A 19,677-nucleotide genomic window follows, 5' to 3' on the forward strand; every position below is an offset into this window, starting at 1 on the left:
CGCAACATCTGGGCCTTTCACCGCATTAGTTTTTACTGGAAGATCTTATGACTACACATCCTCAATCCATCGCCATTATTGGCGGCGGCCCGGCCGGGCTGATGGCCGCCGAAGTGCTGAGTAATGCCGGCGTACGGGTTGAGGTGTTCGACGCCATGCCGTCGGTCGGGCGTAAATTTCTGCTCGCGGGCGTTGGCGGCATGAATATCACGCATTCCGAGCCCGCCGAGCCGTTTCTGGCGCGCTATGGCGCAGCGGCTGCCGCGCTTGAGCCGATGCTCGAGCAATTTGGCGGCGAAGCGGTGCGCGACTGGGTGCATGGGCTGGGGATTCAGACTTTTGTTGGCACCTCGGGGCGGGTTTTTCCCACTGAAATGAAAGCCGCGCCTTTGCTGCGCGCATGGCTGGCGCGGCTAAAAGCCGGTGGCGTCACGGTACATCCGCGCCATCGCTGGCTGGGCTGGGGCGAAGCGGGATCACTGAAGTTTGCGACACCCGACGGTGAAATCAGCCGCTCATTCGACGCCGTATTGCTCGCGCTTGGCGGTGCTAGCTGGGCGAAACTGGGCTCGGATGGTCGTTGGTTGCCGCTGCTCAGCGACAAGGGCGTTGCAGTTGCGCCGCTGCAGGCGGCCAATTGCGGTTTTGACGTCGGCTGGTCGCCGTTTCTGGCGAAAAAATTCGCCGGAACGCCACTGAAAGCCGTCGCAGCTGGTACGCGCGCTGATGGCGTAAAAAAAGTCGGCGAATTTGTCGTCACCGAGGGGGGCGTTGAAGGCAGTCTGGTTTACGCGCTCTCGCACGGCCTGCGCGAGGCCATTAACGCCGATGGCTTTGCCACTTTATATGTCGATCTATTGCCGCAAAAATCACTGAATGATGTCATCGCCGCGCTGGAGCAGCCACGCGGTGCCGATTCAATGGCGAATCATTTACGCCGTAAACTCAAGATCGAAGGCTTAAAAGCGGCTTTATTGCATGAAATGCTGTCAAAAGAGCAATTTACGGATGTCAATCAGCTCGCCGCCGCAATCAAATCATTACCGATCAAGCTGATCGCGCCGCGCCCGATTGACGAAGCAATCAGCACCGCCGGTGGCGTGCGCTGGGACGCGCTCGATGATGGCTTGATGCTCAAGGCCATGCCCGGTGTGTTTGTCGCTGGCGAAATGATCGACTGGGAAGCACCTACTGGTGGCTACCTGCTGACCGCCTGCTTCGCCACCGGCCGTCACGCTGCAGGCGGGATATTGCGCTGGTTGAACACCGGAAAATAAACCGTCCACCAATCCCGTCAAACCAAACACCGCCAACAAAATCAGCGCTGCGCCGAGCATGCCGCTGCGGCTGATGACCTCGCCGAGTGCTATTACGCCATACAGCGCACCGAATAGTGGCTCCAGCCCCATCAGTACCGCAACGCGAGTGGGCGCTAGTCGGCTCGCTGCCCAGTTTTGCGCGAAAAAAGCGAAGATCGTGCAAAAGAAAATCAGGTACAGCAGCTTGACCCAAAATTCACTGTGGGTGGGTAAAGTAAGTTGGACTAAGGGTATTGCCATATAGGCCAATGCCAGCATGCTACTGCCGATGATACCTGCCTGTACGGTGGTGAGTGCCAAAGCCGATGTGGGGCGATTCAGCGTCAGTTTGCGCGTGAGCGTTACGACCAGCGCACGCAACACAGCCGCGAGCAGAATCAGGCCGTCGCCCACATTGAGCGCTGTATTGTGTAGCGAGATGCCGCTGAGCAAAGCTGCGCCCAGCAGCGCCAAAGCCAGCCAAGCCCAAGTGCTGGTCGCTGGCTTTTGCCCGAGCAAGAACCATTGCGCCAAGGGCGTGAGCGGCAGGCTCAGGCTGATTAAAAACGCCGCATTGCTGGCACTGGTGAGTGTGACGCCATAGGTTTCGCCAGCAAAAATCGCCGCCATCAAGATGCCCAGCGGTGCACCAATGCGCAGCGATTGCCGCCGATCTATCGCCGATAGGCGAATAAAATTCGGCAATAGCACGATAAAAGTGATTAAAAATCGCAAGGCCAGAAAGCCCAGCACCGGATAAAACAGCAAGGCGCTTTGGCTCACGCCATAGCTGCTACCCCATACGATGGCCACGGCCAGCAACATCAGTTGCGCCCAGACATTCTCTAATTGTTTCATCGTCAAGCCCATCCTGTTTGATGACTTGATTATCAATTGCTTCGCAATGCGTGATAATTAGCAGTCCATGCAAAACATTGATGCGCTATGAGCACAAATACCTTGATCCAATTGCTGCCCGATATGGCTGTGTTTGTCCGTGTTGTCGAATGTGGCAGTTTTTCGGCGGCGGCCAAAGAGCTGGGCGTCAGCGCTTCGGCGGTGAGCCGGCAAATTGCGCGGCTGGAACGCGCGCTGTCGGTTCGGCTACTCGAACGCAGCACGCGCAGCCTGCGTCTGAGCGACGCCGGACACGCGGCGCTGAGCCGTTGCCAAGCCATGCTCGCCGCCGGGCAGGACGCGCTGAATGTTTCCGAGCAATATATGACTGCACCGCAAGGGCGCGTCCGGCTTGGTGTACCGCGTGGTTTTGCGCGGGCGGTGCTGCAGCCGATGATTACGCCCTTGCTGCACAAGCACGCTGGCATTGAGCTGCATCTGGTCGTTACCGACCGCGTACTCGATCCGCTCGACGATGAAATTGATTTGGTGATTCGCATCGGCGATCAGCCACCGCCGGGCCTGATTGGTATTCCGCTGCAGCAGGTGACGCAAGTGCTGTGCGCCAGCCCTGCGTATCTGGCCGCCCACGGTACGCCGCAAACGCCGCAGGATTTGCTTGAGCATCCGTGTATTTGTCTGGGCGAAACGCCGGTTGATCATCGCTGGCGTTTGAGTCGCGGCGCTGAAGAAGTCACGGTGGCCGTTCGTGGCGCTTTGAAAGTCAATCACAGTGAAATGCGGCTCAACGCCGCGCTTGATGGCATCGGCATTGCCAGCCTGCCCGACTTCACCGCCCGCGCCGCGCTCGCCGATGGCCGCCTGATTCGCGTCCTGCCCGACTGGCAGCTTGGCACTTCATACGCCGGAATGGCCTATCTGCTGTATCCGGCGCATCGCTATCTGCCACCGAAATTGCGCTGTGTCATTGATGAGCTGGTCGCGCATTGCCGGGGCTGATACGCCGTACTGCCGTTACGCAGCGCAGCTGGTCGCGCCCATGCGATAATGCTGCGTGTACTTGCTGCTATGTATATACCTAGCTATGTATATTTCGAAATGGCTTGATTATATTGAATTTGGACCGTATACCCCATGAGTGAAAAGCTGTCTTACTGTGAACTCAACGCTGAACACCGCGCCGCTGCTGCCCGGCATGTGCGCGATATTGTGCAGGTGGCGATTGGCCATACTGCCGACGAGCCCGCGCTGGTTATCTATGACACCGAATGCCCGCTCGCCTTGGTGTTGGCCGATGCTTACCGTGCGGCTCTGCCGCAGGCGCAGGTAATCGAAATCAGTACGGTAGACAACGATACGGTGATGGCCGCTTTTGCTGCGCAGCCTGCCGGTGCGCTGGTGGTGCTGATCCAGTCTACGCATTTCCGGCTGGATGCCTACCGTTTGCGTGTGCAGCTGTTTGCGCAGGGCTTGAAGGTGATCGAGCATGTGCATCTGTCACGCATGGTAGGTATTGAGGCACCACGCTATATCGAGGCTTTGGCTTATGACGCCGACTACTATCGCGGTACTGGAGCGGCCTTGCAGGCCAGAATTGGCGCAGCACCGCACGCGCGGCTGGTTAGCGGCAGCGGCAATACGCTAACCTACGCAACGCGACTGGAGCCTGCCAAGCTCAATGTCGGCGACTACCGGGCGATGAAAAATATCGGCGGCCAGTTTCCGATTGGCGAGGTGTTTACCGAAGCGATTGATCTGGAGGCGGTGAGCGGGCGCGCTGATGTTTTTGTTTTTGGCGATACCACCTTTCACTGCAATTTTCCGCCACAGCCGATCACCATCGTCATTGAAGCCGGCAGAATCACTGCAGTTGAGCACAGTACGCCGGAATTTGACGCTGTGCTGGCGAAGATCCGCGAGGTAGAAGGCGAAGTCTGGCTGCGCGAGCTGGGGCTGGGGCTGAACCGCGCATTCAGCCGCGAGTACACCGTTAGCGATATTGGCACCTACGAGCGCTTGTGCGGCGTGCATCTGTCGCTGGGCGCCAAACACGGTAGCTATAACAAGCCGCAATTCAAGCGCAAAGACACGCGCTTTCATATTGATGTCTTTGTCGATGTGGGCGGTGGCGTCTGGCTGGGTAACGATAATCTCTACCATGATGGGCAATGGTTTCTCTCCTAAGGTCTGTTGACGTTGGGCTTGTATATCAAGTTGCTCATGAATGGGTATTACCGATGATTCTGAGTGCAATACAGGCCCTCTCTGTCCGGCATTGAGGCGGCAAAGTCCAAATTCCGTTCCATAATGTAGCGATCAACGTCTGCATTGAGGCTGGCGTCGAAGAAGCTCGAAGGACAACATTGTGGACCCCGTACTTGCCCGGATAGACCGGATTTCTCGCGATCACCCGCTATTGGCTTTTAAGCTGGCAGTGAATTTTTCCGAGCATGCGGAGCAGGCCGGGCGAGTCGATCTGCTGCTTGATGCCTGCTATATCCGCTACCTGATCCATGAGCGACGCGGCGAAAACGATCTGATTGCTGCCGAAGTCGAGGCCGGAATCGCCCAGGCCAAATTTCTGGGGTTAACGGCGCAAGGTGCACGCCTGCTGCAGGCGCGGGGCCGTATTGCCCAGGTGCATGGGCGCTATCAATTGGCCATCGAGGCGTGGATGCAGTCATTGGAGCTGGCTCAGATCAGTGGCGATTATGTGACTGCAGTCGAGGCGCAGATCGGCCTTTCCCAGGCCAATGTCGAATTGAAAAATCCTGACGAAGGTCGCCGCTATTTGCTGGGTGCAGCCGATAATGTGCGTCAATCGGGGGACGATTATCTGGCAGCGAAATACGCGATCAACCTAGGCGTCAACATTATCCAGTTTGGATTATGGGAAAAGGCACTGCAGCACTTTCGCGAAGGGCTGCAGTATTCACTGCGTGGGCATGTTCGTGAATACATTGCCGAGTCGTACTGGCATATTGGTCATGTCGAAATGGTGCTAGGCGAGCTGGAGCTGGCCGGACAGAATCTGGATAAAGCCATCATGATGGCGCGAAAATACCACTATCTCTGGCTTGAAAGCGTTAGCCTGGATTCGCAAGCCGAGCTGTATCGTGTCCAGCAAAACCGAGTGGGAGAAATCGAAAGCCTGCAGGCGGCGTATGCGCTGGCGGAAAAGACCAATTCGCTGGCTCGCCAGCTTGAATATGCTGTTGATCTGGTTAATGCCTACGAAGTGCAGGGCAATCTGATCGAGGCGCTGCGCTGGGCGCATATCGAACGCGGCTTGTCCGCCGAACATTTCAAACGCAGCCTGGTTCCGGTGCACCGGAATATGAAAGCTCTGGATTTATCCGAGCAGGATGCACAGGAACAGTTGTTAACACTGTCATTCCAAGATGGCAACGAAGACCAGAGTGACATGGCGCTGCCGACCTTGCTGGCTCGGGCCAAGCCTTTGCTTAACGTGGATTGGATAGGGCTGTGGTTTGCCAATCCGTATCATGATGGCGGCGAGCTGGGCGTTGAGGAGCCTGCCTGCGGTCGCGCTGCGCAATTGATTGAGCAGGCGATATTTCCGACAACTTACCGCCTGCTCAATGAGCTAACAGCCCCACTGCCCCTATCGCTGACCAATCTGCACGAGTCGGCTGAAGAATTTGCCCGTCTACTCGGTCTGCCTTGGCCCTCCTTGCTATTTCTGCCTATCCGGCAAGCTGGCCGACGAGGCTTGCTGGTGCTGAGTAGTGGTACGCCCGAGGAGTATCACAACTGGACGCGCGACGACGTTTTTCGCGCCAGCTTGCTGCAGCAGCTGATCGAGCGTCGTCTTGCTGCCGAAGAGCGCCAGCAAATGAAGCTGGAGCTGGAGCGCGGTGAACGGGTGAGTGCACTCGGCTCACTGGTGGCGGCGGTGGCGCACGAGCTCAATACACCTGCGGGCATCTGCATTACGACAGCCAGCATTATCGAGGCCAATCTGGCCGCTCTGGATCAGCAGTTTGCAACTGGTAAACTCGGTAAATCGGTGCTGGCGACCTATCTGGGGCAACAGCGTGAAGCCAGCCAGACGCTGGTGCGCAATCTGGGCCGGATTGTCGAGCTAATTGAGCGCTTTCGCGATTTACCCAAACAGCAATCGGCCGATCACTGGCAAATCGTCAATCTGGGGCATTTTATTCGCGGCCTGGTTAACGAGCTGGCCCAGCAATTTGCTTCCCGGCCGATCGAGATCATCCTGAAAGGTGATGATGTGATCGAAACCGCCCTCCCGATGATTGCGCTGGCGCAGATTATCACCCAGCTGTTTGAAAATGCCGCTTCCCATGCTTTTATTGGGCGGGAACAGGGCCGGATTACGCTCAGCTGGTCGCGCAAGGCCGGATATATTCAGCTGAATTATCAGGATGACGGTGTCGGAATGTCGGCGGCGATGGTAAAAAAAATCTTTGATCCATTTTTTACTTCGCGCTTTGGTCAGGGCAGCAATGGTCTGGGCATGACGCGGGTTTATCAACTGCTGGTCCAGCAAATGTACGGCAGTATCCGCGTCGACAGTGAGCCGGGCCAAGGTTTGAACATCTATATGAGCTGGCCGGAGCCTGCGCACAGCGTTGTCGCGCCGCACTAAGTTCTATAAACACAGGTCATTAAGCTCCGCTGCGGAAACTCCCGACAGCCATGCCCAGGTTTTTTCTTTAAGCTGCGCCTTTTTCCAGGGGGTGGTATATGCCAAAACGACATACCTGGCTGGAAGACGCGCAGGGGCTGCTGTCTGGCGTTTTGCTGATGGCGCTGGCGATCCAGTTTTTCAAGCAGGCCGGTTTGCTGACCGGCGGCGTAACCGGGCTGGCTTTTTTGCTGCACTACACCACGCACTGGGCATACGGGCTGATTTTCTTTGCCATTAGCCTGCCGTTTTACCTGTTTGCCTACCGCGTGCTGGGGCGTGAATTTACGCTGAAAACCTTTGCCTGCATTGCCGCGCTATCGCTGCTGGCCGATTTGCTGCCGCGCTGGATCGGCTTTGCCCGGCTGGACCCGTTGTTTGCCAGTATTATCGGCGGCCTGCTCGCTGGTGTCGGCATTCTGATGCTGATCCGGCACAAGGCCAGCCTAGGTGGCGTAACGGTGCTGGCGCTGTATCTGCAGCAACGTTTTGGCTGGCGTGCCGGGCATGTGCAGCTGGGTTTTGATCTGGCCATTCTGGCCTGCGGCGCGGCGATGGTGAGCACGCAGCAATTGCTCTATTCGGTGGCCGGTGCGCTGGCGCTCAATCTGGTGATTGCCATCAATCATCGCCCCGGCCGCTATATGGGGATGTGATCCGCGTTTGCTACTTTGGGCTGAGTTTTTTGATTTGTATTGGGGTATATTGCTGTGGGTTAATTAATAATTGATCTGTAGCGATATACCTATTACTTCCCGTGATCCGGTTTAGCATGGTTTGCGGCGGCCTAGCCGAATTTCACCATTCGTCAGTTCGTTTTCGCGCGTCAATAAGCCATACCAGCGTACGGTATATGGGCGCACACCTGTCGCGCATCAAGCTGTTTGCCCATACCCTGATACATCGCCGTGTGCTGCTGCTCGGCGGATAAACGGCGCTGTGAGATCCGGTTTTTCTGTCCTTAACTGCAATCACAAGACATAAAAAACCGGAGATCAAATCATGCAGTTATCAATGAAAATGTGCGTCACGCCGATTCTGGCCGGCGTGCTGTGCCTGCTGGCTTTTGGCGTGTTAAGCGGCGTGTTGCCGACGACGTTTCAGGCGCTGCTATTGCTGTTGTTGCCGGTGGCATGGATGCTGATTTTTGCCGGAATTTACATCGGGCTGATGTATCTAAGCCAGGCGAGCGGCGCGGCCGTTCGCTTTCGTCAGCATAAGCATTAAGACAGCGCTGGGCGGGCGCTGTCTTTATCAACTAAAAATCTAGGCTTTTTTCACAAACTCGGTTTTTAGCTGCATTGCACCAATGCCATCAATCTTGCAGTCGATATCGTGATCGCCGTCGATCAGGCGGATGTTTTTCACCTTGGTGCCCACCTTGACGACCAGCGATGAGCCTTTCACTTTCAAATCCTTGATCACCGTCACCGAATCACCGTCTTGCAGCACATTGCCATTGGCGTCTTTCCAGACCCGCACTTCCTCGGCCGCTGCGCCCTCGCCCGGAGTCCATTCATGTGCGCATTCGGGGCAGATCAGCAATCCGGTGTCCTCGTAGACAAAAGCTGAGCTGCAGGCCGGACAGGGTGGCAAATTCGACATGACGATTCCTGATTTTCTGTTTAACAAGCCGGCATTATACGCCCACGCCCGCTGGGGCTGATTGCCTTGTATCAAGGCCGCCTGGCGATCGGCACTGCAAGAATCGGACAAATTGCAGCATAGGATCAAACATTCCATCGGCCTGGGGCTAGCTCTAAATTAGTGTCAGCAATCCTGCGATCTACCGTGGACTTCATCGTGAAAAAAATCAATGCCTTATGCCTTACCATCCTGCTTGCAACTGCGGGCGGGGCGACGCTGGCGGCGAGTCAGTACAAGGTGGTGGGTTATTACATTTCCTGGGGGCAGTACCCGACTTTTGGCTTTTTCACACCGCTGAAAATCAAGGCCGAGCATTACACCCACCTCAATTTTGCTTTTGCTGCCGTCAATGAGGTGGGTGAGGTGGTGATGGCCGATCCCGGTGAATGGCGCAATGGTCAGGGCTGGGGCGATCTGGCTAATTTTGCCCGTTTAGCCGAGTTGAAAAAGCAGCATCCACAGCTGAAAACGCTGATTTCAATTGGCGGTAAGGGGTCGAAGTATTTTTCCAATGCCGGTTTAAGCGTGCAAAGCCGCGAGCATTTTGCCGACAGCGCCATTGCGTTTATGCGCACACACGGTTTTGATGGTCTGGATATCGACTGGGAATTCCCAAGCTTTGCCGTTCACCCGGACAATCTGTGGCGGCGCGCCGATATGGACAATTACCTGAAATTGTTCAAAACGCTGCGCAGCAAGCTCGATGCGGCTGCGCAGGCCGTTGGCAAACCCTATCTGTTGACGCTGGCCGCGGAGGCTAATCCGGCCAATCTGCCGAAGTACGACTGGAAGGCCACCGCAGCCACAGTGGACTGGATCAATGTGATGAGCTATCAGTACAGCGGTCCGTGGTCGCTGGAAGCCGGGCATATTGCACCGCTACAACCGTGACGACGAATTGGCAAGACAAGTGAGCCGCGCGCTGCGCCCATCTGCAGTCAAAGAATGAATGCCCCCGATGGGGGACATCTCCCTGATGTGGCTGCTGGCTGGGTGCAGGATAGTACCCAAGCAATTGCTGGCGTCACACATACCTGTCAGTGTATTGCTCTGTAGGTATCAATAAATAAAATGTATGGGGATATACCCCAATAATATCATTAGCCGGATTATGCTGGCGCAGCACCAGCTAAACCCGAGTATCTGGATTATCTTCGATGCCCGTCATTGATTGAACCCGGCACAGCGAAGGACGGCTGATTAGCTGCATGTGCTGTTTTTGAGCCAGAAGCACAGCGTGGGCATCCGGCGATACCTGCGCTGCGTATTTTTTACTGCCACACATCGGAGTTTGTCATGAGCGATAGCCCCAAAACACCACCAACCAGTTCGCGCTATCAGCTTGATATTCGCGCCGGGCAAAGTGAGATGCCTGCAGGCTTGGGCAAGGTGCTCGACATACTGAGCAATACGCCGCCTGCTCGAGCAATGCCCGCCGATCCGTCTTTGGCGGCTGGCTTGCAAGTAGGTAATCTGTTTGCCGATGCGCTGCCGCCGCTGGACGGCGAGCGCTTTGAGCCACTGCACCAGCAGGCGGGCCTGCTGATCGAGCGGATCATCAGCTCGGCGCGGATCGCGCAGCAGGAATACATCCAGACTCAGGATGAATGGGTGCTACTGCTGCAAGGGGAGGCCACGCTGGAAGTGGCCGGGCAAAATGTTGCGCTGCACGCGGGCGACTATCTGCTGATCCCGGCGCAAACCCCGCACACGGTACGCCGGGTGAGTGAAGGGGCGCTCTGGCTGGCGATTCATTGCGCTGCGCCAGCGGCGGGCGGTTTTAGCGCAGGTACTTGGCCTGCAGGCGGCTAAGTGTGCCATCCTGCACCAGCGCCTGGTAGGCGTGCAGAAATCGTTGGTAAAAATCGGGGCGAACCTTGGGGTTAAAGGCGAAATAGCAGCCCAGCCCCGGCTGCAGCGTGTAGGCCACCGTCATCTCGGCCGGATTGAGCCCGGCTGTTTTGGCCTCGTACGCGTGGCTCAGCAGGATGCCGGAAACCAGATCAAAGCGTCCGGCGTACAGCATTCTGGTAATGCTGCCCGAGGACGGGATTTTTTCCAGCTGTTCGGCCGGAAAATTGTTCCGCTGCAAAATCTCGATATCCGCCCCATAGGCCGGCACGCCCACCTTGTACGGGTGGGCGTCGGCCAGCGTGTCCAGCTGAATGTCATTGCGGCTTTTCAGCCTGATCAGCGCAATATCGCACGGGTCTACCGGCCCCACCCACAGATAGCTGTTTTCCCGCGGTGCCGTGCGAACGGTGGTAAACAGAATACTGTTGGCGTCGTGGCTATTTTGATTTACGGCCCTGGGCCAGGGTAAGAATTCGGTTTTAATACGCAAGCGCGCTTTGCTGGCGATCAACATCAGCAGCTCGTATGAAATGCCGCTGGCTTGCTGATTTTCTTGCTGGTAGTTAAAAGGCGGAAAACGCTCGGTATAGGCGCGCAAATCTTCGGCTCGAGCCGGGGTGGCCAGCAGCAGGGGCAGCAAGATCAGCGGTAGCCTGAGCGCGCGAGTGGCGCGAAGGCAGGCTTGAAGGCGCGTCCACACGATGAAATTCCGTTTTTGCGAAGGCGATAGTGCAGTATTCACCGTCAGGGAATAAAGCACAAGCCTGAGCCGCCCGACCCGCTGGTCTTGGTAAAGATTGTTATTTATGGGTATTTGTACAGGAGCTATATAAATATTGGCTTGTGGCTCAATACATGTATAGGGTAATTGTGGCTTGGCAGGAGTTACCACGCCAACCCTGCCCCCCGGTACAAACCAAGACGGACTTAGCACGCTGGCTGTGTGGCATCCGTGTTTTTACCTATAAGCAACACTTGCACGCATTCAATGGCAAAGACATGGCGATGAAATAAAATAGTCAGTCTTGTAAAAGTTAAGCAGTGCGGCTGCTCCGTGGCGGCTACACCCGGCTTTCGGGTTTTTCATTCACTGTGTTATGCGGGGGTGGTATGGAGTTTATTTCTGATGTGTTCAGTTTCTTGTTCTGGGTTGCGCTGATTCTGGGTGGCCTGGCTCTATGGTGCTATAACGGCTTGCGCCGCAGCGCCGAGAATGTCAAAGAAGCCTGGTCAAATATTGGCGTGGTGGCCAAAAAGCAGATTTCGCTGATCAACCAGCTGATCGACGTGGTCAAAAGCTATGAGGACAGCGAAAAGCTGGTGATGCTGAAAGTGTCTGAGGACAGCAGCCTGACGTCGATCCAGAATATGGTGCACCAGTCGACCGTAGCCTTGAACACCATGGCAGGTCTGGCGCAGAAGTTTCCCGACCTGAAAAGCAATCAGCAATACAACCGCCTGATCGACAGCATTCAGCAGGTTGAGGCGCAATTGCACGGCTACCGCGAGCAATACAATGCAGTGACCAAGGCGTATAACGTCGAGCGCGGCAAGATTCCGCATGTGTTTATCTCCAGCCAGCTGGGCTTTAAATCGGCGCCTTATCTGGAATTTAGCGGTGGCGAAGAAATCCACGACATGGGTGTGCTCAAGACCATCGGTGGCGACGACGCCGAGCGCCTGAACGCACTGATCGGTAACGCCAGCGGCAAAGTGCTGCAGCTGGGTAAAAGCGCTGCTGGTGCAGGTATGCAAATCGGCAAGCAGGCCGCGTCAGCAGGCAAGCAGCTGCTTGATAAAGGCAGCAGCAAGCTCAAAGAAATTACCGTCGTCGACTATTTCTACCTCGACGCCGAGCGCAAACCGCAAGGCCCGGTGCAATGGGACGCCTTGCTGGCCCTGCACGCTGAAGGGCAAATTGGTGATGAGACTCTGGTCTGCAGCAAATCGCAAATGGGCAGCAGCGACTGGCAGGCACTCAAAATCCTGATCGAAGCCGAGCAAACCAGCGCCTTGCCACCGATTCCAGAATTGCCGCCTATTCCGGCCGAAGCGGAAAAAACGCACTAAGTCGGGTAAGGATTCTGTTAGGTTCAAGTTCCTATCCCGGATTCAAATTCGAGCGGGTCAGCCGCATTTTCCACGACAAGCCAATCGGTATTTATTCGATTGGTGTACCTAGCAGATGCGCAGCCCTCGGGCAAGGAACACTGATATGCCGACCATTGACTTCTTTAATGTCCGGATTACCCTCTGGAAGGCGATTGCTGGGCTGATCTGCATGCTTTTTGGCCTGTGGATTGGCTTTGCTGGCTATTCGAATGTGCAGTTGGAGCCGTTGATAAAGGCCATCATTTACACTTTCGCCTTGGGGGTTTCAATGGCGGGAGTGTATTTGGCAAGCTATGTCGATTACCGCTACTTTGACCATCAGAACCAGCAACTCAAACGTGTGAATGGCTTATGGTTTGCACCGCAAAAGACATTTTATTCTTATGGGAATATGCGAGCGGTACAGGTTCGAATGGCTTCAACAACACACAAAACGGAGTTGAGTGAGCGCACGCAAACAGTCGCAACCCAGTATTCGGCAGTGATTAAATTAAAGGATGACGAGCTTTATTTTCGTGGTTCATCCAATGAACAAGAAACGATCAAGTATGCCGAGCAGCTGGCAGATATGCTTGGTATTCCTTTAAAGCTTGATCTGAATGGCCTTGCTAAAAATCGTTCGAAAGACAGCAATGCCAGTTTTGCCCGGATGATTTTCTTATTGTTATCCCTGCTTTTCGTCCTTGCTTGCATGTATGGATTGGCTGTAATGACCAGCGCAGGATGAAGCGCAGCGCTCTCGTTCCCTATCATGTTTAACCATTTGGTTCTCGCATCAAGAACCATAGCCAAAGCCCTGCTATCCAATGAAAGCCAGTTATGAAGTCGTGAGTGTGGCGCACAGCGAGTCTTGGTCATTTTTCACTCGCCATCAGCAAAGCAGCCTGCCATTCAACTGGCATTATCACCCCGAGTACGAATTGTCGCTGGTGCTCAATGCCAAAGGGCAGCGCTATATTGGCGACCATATTGCGGCTGTTCACGGGCATGATCTAGTACTTACCGGCCCGAATCTGCCGCATACCTGGGCGGTATCGGCGCTCAATGAGCAGGCGAAAATCGAAGTCCGCGTGATCTGGTTTACGCATGAATGGCTGGCACAGCTGTGTCAGGTTTGTCCTGAGTGTACCCCATTGCTGCAAGCCTTTGCGCAGGCGCAGCATGGCTTGCTGTATTCGGCGGCGACACTGGCGCAAGTGCAGCCACTGATGGAAGACATGCTGAACGCCTCGATGATGAACAGGCTGGTGCTGCTGTTTAAAGTGCTGCAGCTGCTGGCGCAAGACACGCCAACGCCGCTGTCGGCGGCTACTTTTTCCAGCCCAACACCACCGCGCAGCGAGCTGCGGCTCAATCGCGTCACGCAATATTTAGTCGATCACTACGATCAACCGCTTGATCTGGCGCGGCTGGCGCAATTGGCCAATTTGTCGGCCAACAGCCTGTGCCGCAGTTTCAAGCAGCACACCCGCATGACTTTGTCCGATTATTTAAGCCAGCTGCGCATCGCCCGTGCCTGCGAAGCGCTAATCGAAGGGCAGGACGCCATTTCCGTCATTGCCTACCGCGTTGGCTACACCCATCTGACGCACTTCAACCGGCAATTCAAGCGCATCAAGCAACTATCCCCCAGCGAATTTCGCGCCAGATTCAATCGCGAAAGCGACAAAACTTAACCCTGATTAGCCACTGCACACACGCTATATGCCGAGCAATGCCCGGCCAATTGGCGCTTGCGCCAGCAATCGGCACAGTAATGGGCAGCAGCCCCAGCGCGCTGCATTGCAGCCCCGTGGGGGAGCGTCTGACAAATCCGGAGATTGATAGCATGAGTTCAGAATTACTGCGTTTTTATCGCCTTGCCATTCCGATTACGATGCAGATCCTGTTTCTATCGGCGCGCAATATTACCGATATTCTGATGACCTCTTCACTGGGGATAGTGGCTGTGGCCTCGGTCGGCATTGCCAGCAAGGCCATTATGGTGGGCATGGTGGCAATGGGTGGCTTGGCCAGCGGCAGCAGCGTACTGGGTGCCCAGTATTGGGGTGAAAACAATACCAGCGGCCTGCGTAAATCGATCTGGCTGGGGCTGATGACGTCCGCCGTGATGGTGCTTGCACCGATGCTGATTCTGTTCGGGTTAACGCCTGAATGGCTGATCTCGCTGGCCAGTACCGACCCGGCACTGATTAGCAACGCCGCCAGTTATTTGCGCGTTTTCGGGCTGGCTTTTGTCTTTTTGGCGATCAGCAACTGCCTGGGGATTGCCTTGAGGGTGTCGGGCCGTGCTTCGCTGGCGACCTACTGCAGCCTGATTGGCGTCGCGCTCAATATTGTGATCAGTTATGTGCTGATTTTTGGCCATCTGGGATTGCCGGCTTTGGGCATTTTGGGCGCCGCTTGGGCGACGGTAATCAGCTCGGTGATCGAGGTACTGATCATGCTGCTGATTTTTTCGCGCAAGGTGAAAGATTTGCTGCCCCGCCTGGCCGATTTGCCGACGATTAGCAAGGTCGAGCTCAAAAGCTATCTGGCTATTTCGATTCCATCGACGATCAATGGTTTGCTCTGGGCGCTAGGGATTTTCACCTATAGCGTGATTTATGGCCGGATCGGCACCGAAGCGTTGGCGGTGATGGCCTCGCTGACGCCGCTAGAATCGATTGCCGCGTCGGTCGAACAGGGGTTGGCGACGGCAACCGGCATTTTACTCGGTAATTATCTGGGCCAATCCGAGTTCCGCCAGGCCAAGGAAAACGGCTTTAAATACCTCAAATACAGTGTATGCACTTCGCTGGGTCTGGGCGTGCTGCTAATTCTGATCATGCCGATTTTTCTGACGATGTTCAAACTGACGGGCGACAAAGCCGGTATCGCCACTGCGGTCTACATAATCATGGTCTTTACCTTCTGGGTGAAAACTATCAATGCCGTTGGCATTAGCGGTGTGTTACGGAGCGGTGGCGATGTGGGCGCCGGGCTGAAAATCGACATGATAGGCCAGTGGGGCATTGGCATCCCGATCGCCCTGATCGGCGCCTTTATCCTCAAACTCAGCCTGCCTTTGGTCTTTGCCCTGGTCATGCTGGAAGACATCTGCAAGGCCGTGCTGACGACGGCACGAATCAGAAAATACATCTGGATCAGAAAAATTACACAATCAGCGGGAGTATGAAAACCTAGGTTTGACCGCAGATGCGCTATGGCCATTGGTCAAAAAGAAGTCTGCATTTCAAGTGTCAACGGAGCCTGGCTATCGAGTGCTACGAGGCCTGCAGATAATGTGTAGGCTGGCTAAAGCTTATCTGCCGGATGCCAACGTCAAACCCTTGCCCGTATTTGTTACCGGGCAAGGGTCTCAATGCGTAGCGTTTATGGCCAGATTGGCTGGGCAAAGCGGTATTTGGCCAGTAGCGTGCTTGGGCGGCATGCGTTGCCGTTGCAGAGCCATACGCTGGCGTAATTGCCTGCTGCGTTGCTGGCGCTGATCTCGGTATTGGCGACAAACATCATCCCGTTTGGATGCGTGGTTTTGCTCAATACCGTGCCTTCAGCCACGCTGCAGCTGCCGTCCGGGTTGCTTGGCAGATTGCGTGGTGCCGGGGGCAGCACGCTGGGCGTGCGGATGGCTTGCGGGCCCGGCAGGCTGCTGACCACTTTACCGTCGATCCGTACTTCCCAGCGTTCCAGCATGGTGACGGGGGTTGGCAAGTCGGCAGAGCTGGTATCGACATGCACTTCAGTACGGCAAGCTGCGCCCACTTTTTCGGTGAAGGTAATCAGGTAGACCGTTTGCGGGCTGACAAAGCTGGCTTTCAAGCTGCCATCGGCTTGCCGGTTGATCTTGGCGCTAAATTGCGGCGGGCGGCTGGTGCTGTTGACAGGCAGTGGCCCTTTGTCTTCCCATGGGCTGCCAGCCTGATCGGGGGGATTATTCTGTGTCCACCATTTGGCCTGGTAGATCCGGCCATTGAATGCCGCTTGCTCGCCGCCACTGTAGGCTTTGCTGCTGCTCCAGGGTTGCGGCCCAGCAGCCTGGCTGCCGCTATTTTGCACTTCCCAGGCGCCCCAGGCCTGGCCGGGTTTTTCGTTTTGCGTCCACCATTTGGCAATGTAAGTGATGCCGTCCAGGCTGGCCAGATCGCCAGTATTGTAGACTTTGCCCGCATCCCAGACTGGCGTGAGCGGATTGGCCGCGCCATAAACGCGATCCGTTTCGGCATCATTCAGCCCCGGTAAGCTGGCCTGATTGCTGTAGCGCTCAAGTTGCACCGGGCATTGGCCGTTGCTGACTGGTGGAATGTAGGGAAAATTCGGGTCTTTATCCGGGTAAGTGACTGGCAGGCGGCCATCCAGACCGGCAGGTAGTGGCGGTGGCGTCATTTGCGGTGGTGGCGAGCAGGCCAGGCTGGCTTGCGCCAGCAGTGCGCCACCCAGGCTAAGCGCTAAAAGCTTGATGTTCATGGTCTTCCATCCTTGATTATGTTTGATATTTTCCGGCTATGGGTGCCGGAATAGCTGCTGTGCAGCCGAGATCAATATCATCAAGTCATTTGCCAAAGTCAAGCTGTAGTCAGTGAGTTTGTGATCTGGTGGACACTGGCTTTTCAGGTTGGCTAGGTTCCCATTTTTAATGAGGGGTATATTCATAGTTATCATTATTATGATGATTTTTAGAAATATACCCGTGTAGTGTATGGGTGGGTCTAGACCGCTGCATCGAGCTATATATTGCGTTGATAGCGCAGTAGCCGACCCCGATAGGCGCTACCGTCGTTGAGCGGCGCTGTAATCAGAGCTTCACTCAGCACAAAGCCGCGTTCGTGCATTTGCCGGTTAAACGCGCTGCGATTGCCACGATTGGGGTCGATAATCAGCACTTCGCACACCGGTGCCGCGTGCAGTTCGATAAATTGGGCCAGCGCCAGCGGCTGATCGCGCTCGTACAGCACGTCGCTGCCGATAATCAGATCAAAAACACCCAAATCAGGGTTGGCGCGACCCCAGTTACCCGTCGCGTATTTCAGCGTCGGCATGGCGTTGAGCAAGCTATTTTCAGCGAGGAAAGCTTCGGTCAGCGGGTGGCAATCGCTGGCGGTAATATCGCCAGCGCGGCGATGAATGACCATACTTGCCAGCGCCAAGCCGCAGCCGATTTCCAAAATGCGCCGCTCGCCAAAAGCAAAATCTTGCATCAAATCGGCCATTTTTTGCGCCGAAGGCCAGACCTGACCAAACAGCGACCAGCAAGCCTCCGAAATCCCTGCAGCCTCGGCAACGCCGAGTGGATCATAAAACTGCTGCTTATCAAGTAAGGAGCGAATATGCAGGTCGGCACCACCGGCAACGGCAACGTGCTGGTGTTTGATGGCATAGCCAAGTGTGGGGGTAGACATAGAGCCTTGGGTGCAAATGCGGGCGTTGGACGCTCATCGATCTGCCAAGGCGCTAAAGGGCTAGCGAGCTGAGAGGGCGATTAGAATGGTCGGCGGGCAGGAGCGTGGATGGAAGATAGTGTCATGGTAACACTTTGCGGGTGTAGGCTGATGGAGTGAATATTTTGCAATGGGTATATTGCTGGAGAGTGCTATTTGTATATTGCATAGCCATATACCCATTTGAAAATGGCCGCCGTAGAGGGGCGACACCTTGTAGCTCCGAAAGAGCGAAGCGAATTCGGAGGCATTATCTACTGAACTGCGCTCGTCCCACTCTACGGCAGAGATTGATTTTCTTGCTAAAGGGCAATCAAGTGATTGAGTAGGGATAATTGCTCACTTGGGAAGTCGTGTGCCGACCATCGTTCTTTGTATCCAACTACGCCGTGTTTGTTAAATATGTTCTGCGCCGCATCGCGGATAGCAATACCGAACTCGATTGTGGTCAATTCAGTGCTAAATAATTGATCGCCTTCGCTGTCTGGAAGTAAGCCCCAAAGCTGAGTGAAGCCCAAAATCGTTAGCTGTATTTTGTCTGCATCAATTAACTTAATGCACCAACGATACTCGCCTGGCTCTTCGTCGAAACCAATGGAAATGGTTTGTGCACCAGAAAGGATGGCAATAGCAGAGACAACAAGACTTCCTAAAGCATCCGATAAATATGAAGCTGAAATTTCACATTTGTAGTCTTTGGAGGAAATGATGCATTCTGCCCAGCCAGTTCCGGTTAATGAGTAGTCGATGGTGAAGGGCATATTACTTCGCCAGCCACTTCGCCGCTTCAATCGCGTAGTAAGTCAAAATCGCATCGGCACCGGCTCGTTTGAACGCGAGCAGGCTTTCCATCACGACGGCTTCTTCGTTTAGCCAGCCGTTTTGCGACGCGGCTTTGAGCATCGCGTATTCACCCGAGACTTGATAGACGAAAGTCGGCGCGGAAAACTCATCCTTCACTCGGCGGACGATATCCAGATAGGGCATTCCCGGTTTCACCATCACCATATCGGCACCCTCGGCCAGATCTAAGGCCACTTCGTGCAGCGCTTCATTGCTATTGGCCGGGTCCATCTGGTAAGTATATTTATTGCCTTTACCCAGATTGCCCGCCGAGCCCACCGCGTCGCGGAATGGGCCGTAGAAGGCGCTGGCGTATTTGGCCGAGTAGGCGAGGATGCGGGTGTGGATGTGATTGTCGCGATCGAGCGCAGCGCGAATGGCGGCTACGCGGCCATCCATCATGTCCGATGGCGCGACAATATCCGCACCCGCAGCGGCGTGGCTGGCGGCTTGCTTGACCAGCGCGGCGATGGTTTCGTCGTTCAGCACATAGCCACTGTCATCAATAATGCCGTCCTGCCCGTGCGTCGTGTACGGGTCGAGCGCGACGTCGGTGATGATGCCCAGCTCAGGAAAACGCATTTTAAGAGCTTCGACGGTGCGCGGCACCAGGCCGCGCTGATTCCACGCTTCGCGTGCATCGAGCGTTTTGAGTTGCGGCTCGATTACGGGAAACAGCGCCAAGGCGGGGATGCCGAGCTTGAGCGCTTCTTCGGCCACGCTAAATAGTTTGTCCATACTCATGCGCTGCACGCCCGGCATCGAGGCGATGTCTTCGACCCGATTACAGCCGTCGAGCACAAACACGGGCAGGATCAGATCGCTGGCGGTGAGCATTTTTTCACGCATCAGGCGGCGGGAAAAATCGTCACGGCGCATGCGGCGCAGGCGGGTCGTTGGGAAAGGGCGATTGGTGTGCATGAGACATCCCGTGGCAGTGCTGGGCCGCTGCTCT

The 19,677-nt window shown here is 55.4% G+C and carries 18 protein-coding genes and 1 pseudogene; 12 read left to right on the plus strand and 7 right to left on the minus strand.

Annotated elements, in window-relative coordinates; translation table 11 throughout:
* Positions 1 to 47: 47 nt before the first annotated feature.
* Entirely contained in the window at positions 48 to 1,277 is a 1,230-nt protein-coding gene (locus tag FLS37_RS16915) for a TIGR03862 family flavoprotein (RefSeq protein ID WP_157670204.1), read from the plus strand.
* Between the two features lie 30 nt (positions 1,278 to 1,307).
* Here FLS37_RS16915 and FLS37_RS12095 read toward each other — a convergent pair.
* Positions 1,308 to 2,168, minus strand: a pseudogene (locus tag FLS37_RS12095) (DMT family transporter); the annotation flags it as partial.
* A 75-nt stretch (positions 2,169 to 2,243) separates the two neighbouring features.
* On the opposite strand from FLS37_RS12095, the gene FLS37_RS12100 reads away from it, so the two are divergent.
* The 5 genes from FLS37_RS12100 (at position 2,244) to FLS37_RS12120 (ending at position 8,055) form a co-directional block, all read left to right on the plus strand.
* Positions 2,244 to 3,155 carry a LysR family transcriptional regulator gene (locus FLS37_RS12100; protein WP_157670205.1) on the plus strand — a complete coding sequence of 304 codons (912 nt, stop codon included), beginning with the start codon at positions 2,244 to 2,246 and terminating at the stop codon, positions 3,153 to 3,155.
* Positions 3,156 to 3,290: 135 nt separating this feature from the next.
* The gene (locus tag FLS37_RS12105; RefSeq protein ID WP_157670206.1) at positions 3,291 to 4,340 is read left to right on the plus strand and encodes a hypothetical protein; all 1,050 of its coding nucleotides are present in this window, start codon (positions 3,291 to 3,293) and stop codon (positions 4,338 to 4,340) included.
* A gap of 181 nt (positions 4,341 to 4,521) precedes the next feature.
* Positions 4,522 to 6,789, plus strand: coding sequence for a HAMP domain-containing sensor histidine kinase (locus FLS37_RS12110; protein WP_157670207.1), 2,268 nt, complete (start codon positions 4,522 to 4,524; stop codon positions 6,787 to 6,789).
* A 98-nt stretch (positions 6,790 to 6,887) separates the two neighbouring features.
* A complete protein-coding gene (locus FLS37_RS12115; protein WP_157670208.1) occupies positions 6,888 to 7,484 on the plus strand; it encodes a YitT family protein in 597 nt (198 codons plus the stop codon).
* A 346-nt stretch (positions 7,485 to 7,830) separates the two neighbouring features.
* Positions 7,831 to 8,055, plus strand: a complete 225-nt coding sequence (locus FLS37_RS12120; RefSeq protein ID WP_157670209.1) for a hypothetical protein — start codon at positions 7,831 to 7,833, stop codon at positions 8,053 to 8,055.
* 39 nt (positions 8,056 to 8,094) lie between these two features.
* On the opposite strand, the gene FLS37_RS12125 is transcribed toward FLS37_RS12120, so the two are convergent.
* The gene (locus FLS37_RS12125; protein ID WP_157670210.1) at positions 8,095 to 8,433 is read right to left on the minus strand and encodes a zinc ribbon domain-containing protein YjdM; all 339 of its coding nucleotides are present in this window, start codon (positions 8,431 to 8,433) and stop codon (positions 8,095 to 8,097) included.
* A 198-nt stretch (positions 8,434 to 8,631) separates the two neighbouring features.
* Between FLS37_RS12125 and FLS37_RS12130 the strand changes: the two genes are divergently transcribed.
* Together FLS37_RS12130 and FLS37_RS12135 are read left to right on the plus strand one after the other, a co-directional pair.
* Positions 8,632 to 9,366 (plus strand): glycoside hydrolase family 18 protein, encoded by a 735-nt coding sequence (locus FLS37_RS12130; protein ID WP_157670211.1) that lies wholly within the window; start codon positions 8,632 to 8,634, stop codon positions 9,364 to 9,366.
* Between the two features lie 405 nt (positions 9,367 to 9,771).
* On the plus strand, positions 9,772 to 10,287 hold the full coding sequence (locus tag FLS37_RS12135; protein WP_198314607.1) for a cupin domain-containing protein: 516 nt from the start codon (positions 9,772 to 9,774) through the stop codon (positions 10,285 to 10,287).
* Here FLS37_RS12135 and FLS37_RS12140 read toward each other — a convergent pair.
* Positions 10,256 to 11,029 carry an ABC transporter substrate-binding protein gene (locus tag FLS37_RS12140; RefSeq protein ID WP_157670212.1) on the minus strand — a complete coding sequence of 258 codons (774 nt, stop codon included), beginning with the start codon at positions 11,027 to 11,029 and terminating at the stop codon, positions 10,256 to 10,258. The genes FLS37_RS12135 and FLS37_RS12140 overlap by 32 nt on opposite strands.
* Positions 11,030 to 11,439: 410 nt before the next feature.
* Here FLS37_RS12140 and FLS37_RS12145 point away from each other — a divergent pair, with 410 nt between their 5' ends.
* The 4 genes from FLS37_RS12145 (at position 11,440) to FLS37_RS12160 (ending at position 15,619) form a co-directional block, all read left to right on the plus strand.
* Complete coding sequence (locus FLS37_RS12145; RefSeq protein ID WP_157670213.1) at positions 11,440 to 12,399, plus strand: LemA family protein; 960 nt, start codon at positions 11,440 to 11,442, stop codon at positions 12,397 to 12,399.
* Between the two features lie 145 nt (positions 12,400 to 12,544).
* Complete coding sequence (locus tag FLS37_RS12150) at positions 12,545 to 13,168, plus strand: hypothetical protein (RefSeq protein WP_157670214.1); 624 nt, start codon at positions 12,545 to 12,547, stop codon at positions 13,166 to 13,168.
* A gap of 79 nt (positions 13,169 to 13,247) precedes the next feature.
* On the plus strand, positions 13,248 to 14,117 hold the full coding sequence (locus tag FLS37_RS12155) for an AraC family transcriptional regulator (protein WP_157670215.1): 870 nt from the start codon (positions 13,248 to 13,250) through the stop codon (positions 14,115 to 14,117).
* A 152-nt stretch (positions 14,118 to 14,269) separates the two neighbouring features.
* A complete protein-coding gene (locus FLS37_RS12160) occupies positions 14,270 to 15,619 on the plus strand; it encodes an MATE family efflux transporter (RefSeq protein ID WP_157670216.1) in 1,350 nt (449 codons plus the stop codon).
* Between the two features lie 197 nt (positions 15,620 to 15,816).
* On the opposite strand, the gene FLS37_RS12165 is transcribed toward FLS37_RS12160, so the two are convergent.
* From FLS37_RS12165 to hemB, 4 genes are all read right to left on the minus strand, one after another.
* The gene (locus FLS37_RS12165; RefSeq protein WP_157670217.1) at positions 15,817 to 16,908 is read right to left on the minus strand and encodes a carbohydrate-binding protein; all 1,092 of its coding nucleotides are present in this window, start codon (positions 16,906 to 16,908) and stop codon (positions 15,817 to 15,819) included.
* A gap of 260 nt (positions 16,909 to 17,168) precedes the next feature.
* Positions 17,169 to 17,840, minus strand: coding sequence for a methyltransferase (locus tag FLS37_RS12170; RefSeq protein ID WP_157670218.1), 672 nt, complete (start codon positions 17,838 to 17,840; stop codon positions 17,169 to 17,171).
* A 341-nt stretch (positions 17,841 to 18,181) separates the two neighbouring features.
* On the minus strand, positions 18,182 to 18,640 hold the full coding sequence (locus FLS37_RS12175) for a hypothetical protein (RefSeq protein ID WP_157670219.1): 459 nt from the start codon (positions 18,638 to 18,640) through the stop codon (positions 18,182 to 18,184).
* A gap of 1 nt (position 18,641) precedes the next feature.
* Entirely contained in the window at positions 18,642 to 19,643 is a 1,002-nt protein-coding gene (gene hemB, locus FLS37_RS12180; RefSeq protein ID WP_157670220.1) for a porphobilinogen synthase, read from the minus strand.
* Positions 19,644 to 19,677 lie beyond the last annotated feature (34 nt).

Origin of the sequence: Chitinibacter sp. GC72 (genome assembly GCF_009760905.1) — a bacterium.
GTDB lineage: Bacteria > Pseudomonadota > Gammaproteobacteria > Burkholderiales > Chitinibacteraceae > Chitinibacter.

What these genes read in the sequence shown, in the direction of transcription:
- FLS37_RS12175 (WP_157670219.1), bottom strand. Translation starts at nt 18,640, where the DNA reads ATGCCCTTCACCATCGACTACTCATTAACCGGAACTGGCTGGGCAGAA.
- hemB (WP_157670220.1), bottom strand. Translation starts at nt 19,643, where the DNA reads ATGCACACCAATCGCCCTTTCCCAACGACCCGCCTGCGCCGCATGCGC.
- FLS37_RS12100 (WP_157670205.1), top strand. Translation starts at nt 2,244, where the DNA reads ATGAGCACAAATACCTTGATCCAATTGCTGCCCGATATGGCTGTGTTT.
- FLS37_RS12105 (WP_157670206.1), top strand. Translation starts at nt 3,291, where the DNA reads ATGAGTGAAAAGCTGTCTTACTGTGAACTCAACGCTGAACACCGCGCC.
- FLS37_RS12160 (WP_157670216.1), top strand. Translation starts at nt 14,270, where the DNA reads ATGAGTTCAGAATTACTGCGTTTTTATCGCCTTGCCATTCCGATTACG.
- FLS37_RS12120 (WP_157670209.1), top strand. Translation starts at nt 7,831, where the DNA reads ATGCAGTTATCAATGAAAATGTGCGTCACGCCGATTCTGGCCGGCGTG.
- FLS37_RS16915 (WP_157670204.1), top strand. Translation starts at nt 48, where the DNA reads ATGACTACACATCCTCAATCCATCGCCATTATTGGCGGCGGCCCGGCC.
- FLS37_RS12155 (WP_157670215.1), top strand. Translation starts at nt 13,248, where the DNA reads ATGAAAGCCAGTTATGAAGTCGTGAGTGTGGCGCACAGCGAGTCTTGG.
- FLS37_RS12125 (WP_157670210.1), bottom strand. Translation starts at nt 8,433, where the DNA reads ATGTCGAATTTGCCACCCTGTCCGGCCTGCAGCTCAGCTTTTGTCTAC.
- FLS37_RS12115 (WP_157670208.1), top strand. Translation starts at nt 6,888, where the DNA reads ATGCCAAAACGACATACCTGGCTGGAAGACGCGCAGGGGCTGCTGTCT.
- FLS37_RS12145 (WP_157670213.1), top strand. Translation starts at nt 11,440, where the DNA reads ATGGAGTTTATTTCTGATGTGTTCAGTTTCTTGTTCTGGGTTGCGCTG.
- FLS37_RS12150 (WP_157670214.1), top strand. Translation starts at nt 12,545, where the DNA reads ATGCCGACCATTGACTTCTTTAATGTCCGGATTACCCTCTGGAAGGCG.
- FLS37_RS12135 (WP_198314607.1), top strand. Translation starts at nt 9,772, where the DNA reads ATGAGCGATAGCCCCAAAACACCACCAACCAGTTCGCGCTATCAGCTT.
- FLS37_RS12165 (WP_157670217.1), bottom strand. Translation starts at nt 16,908, where the DNA reads ATGAACATCAAGCTTTTAGCGCTTAGCCTGGGTGGCGCACTGCTGGCG.
- FLS37_RS12170 (WP_157670218.1), bottom strand. Translation starts at nt 17,840, where the DNA reads ATGTCTACCCCCACACTTGGCTATGCCATCAAACACCAGCACGTTGCC.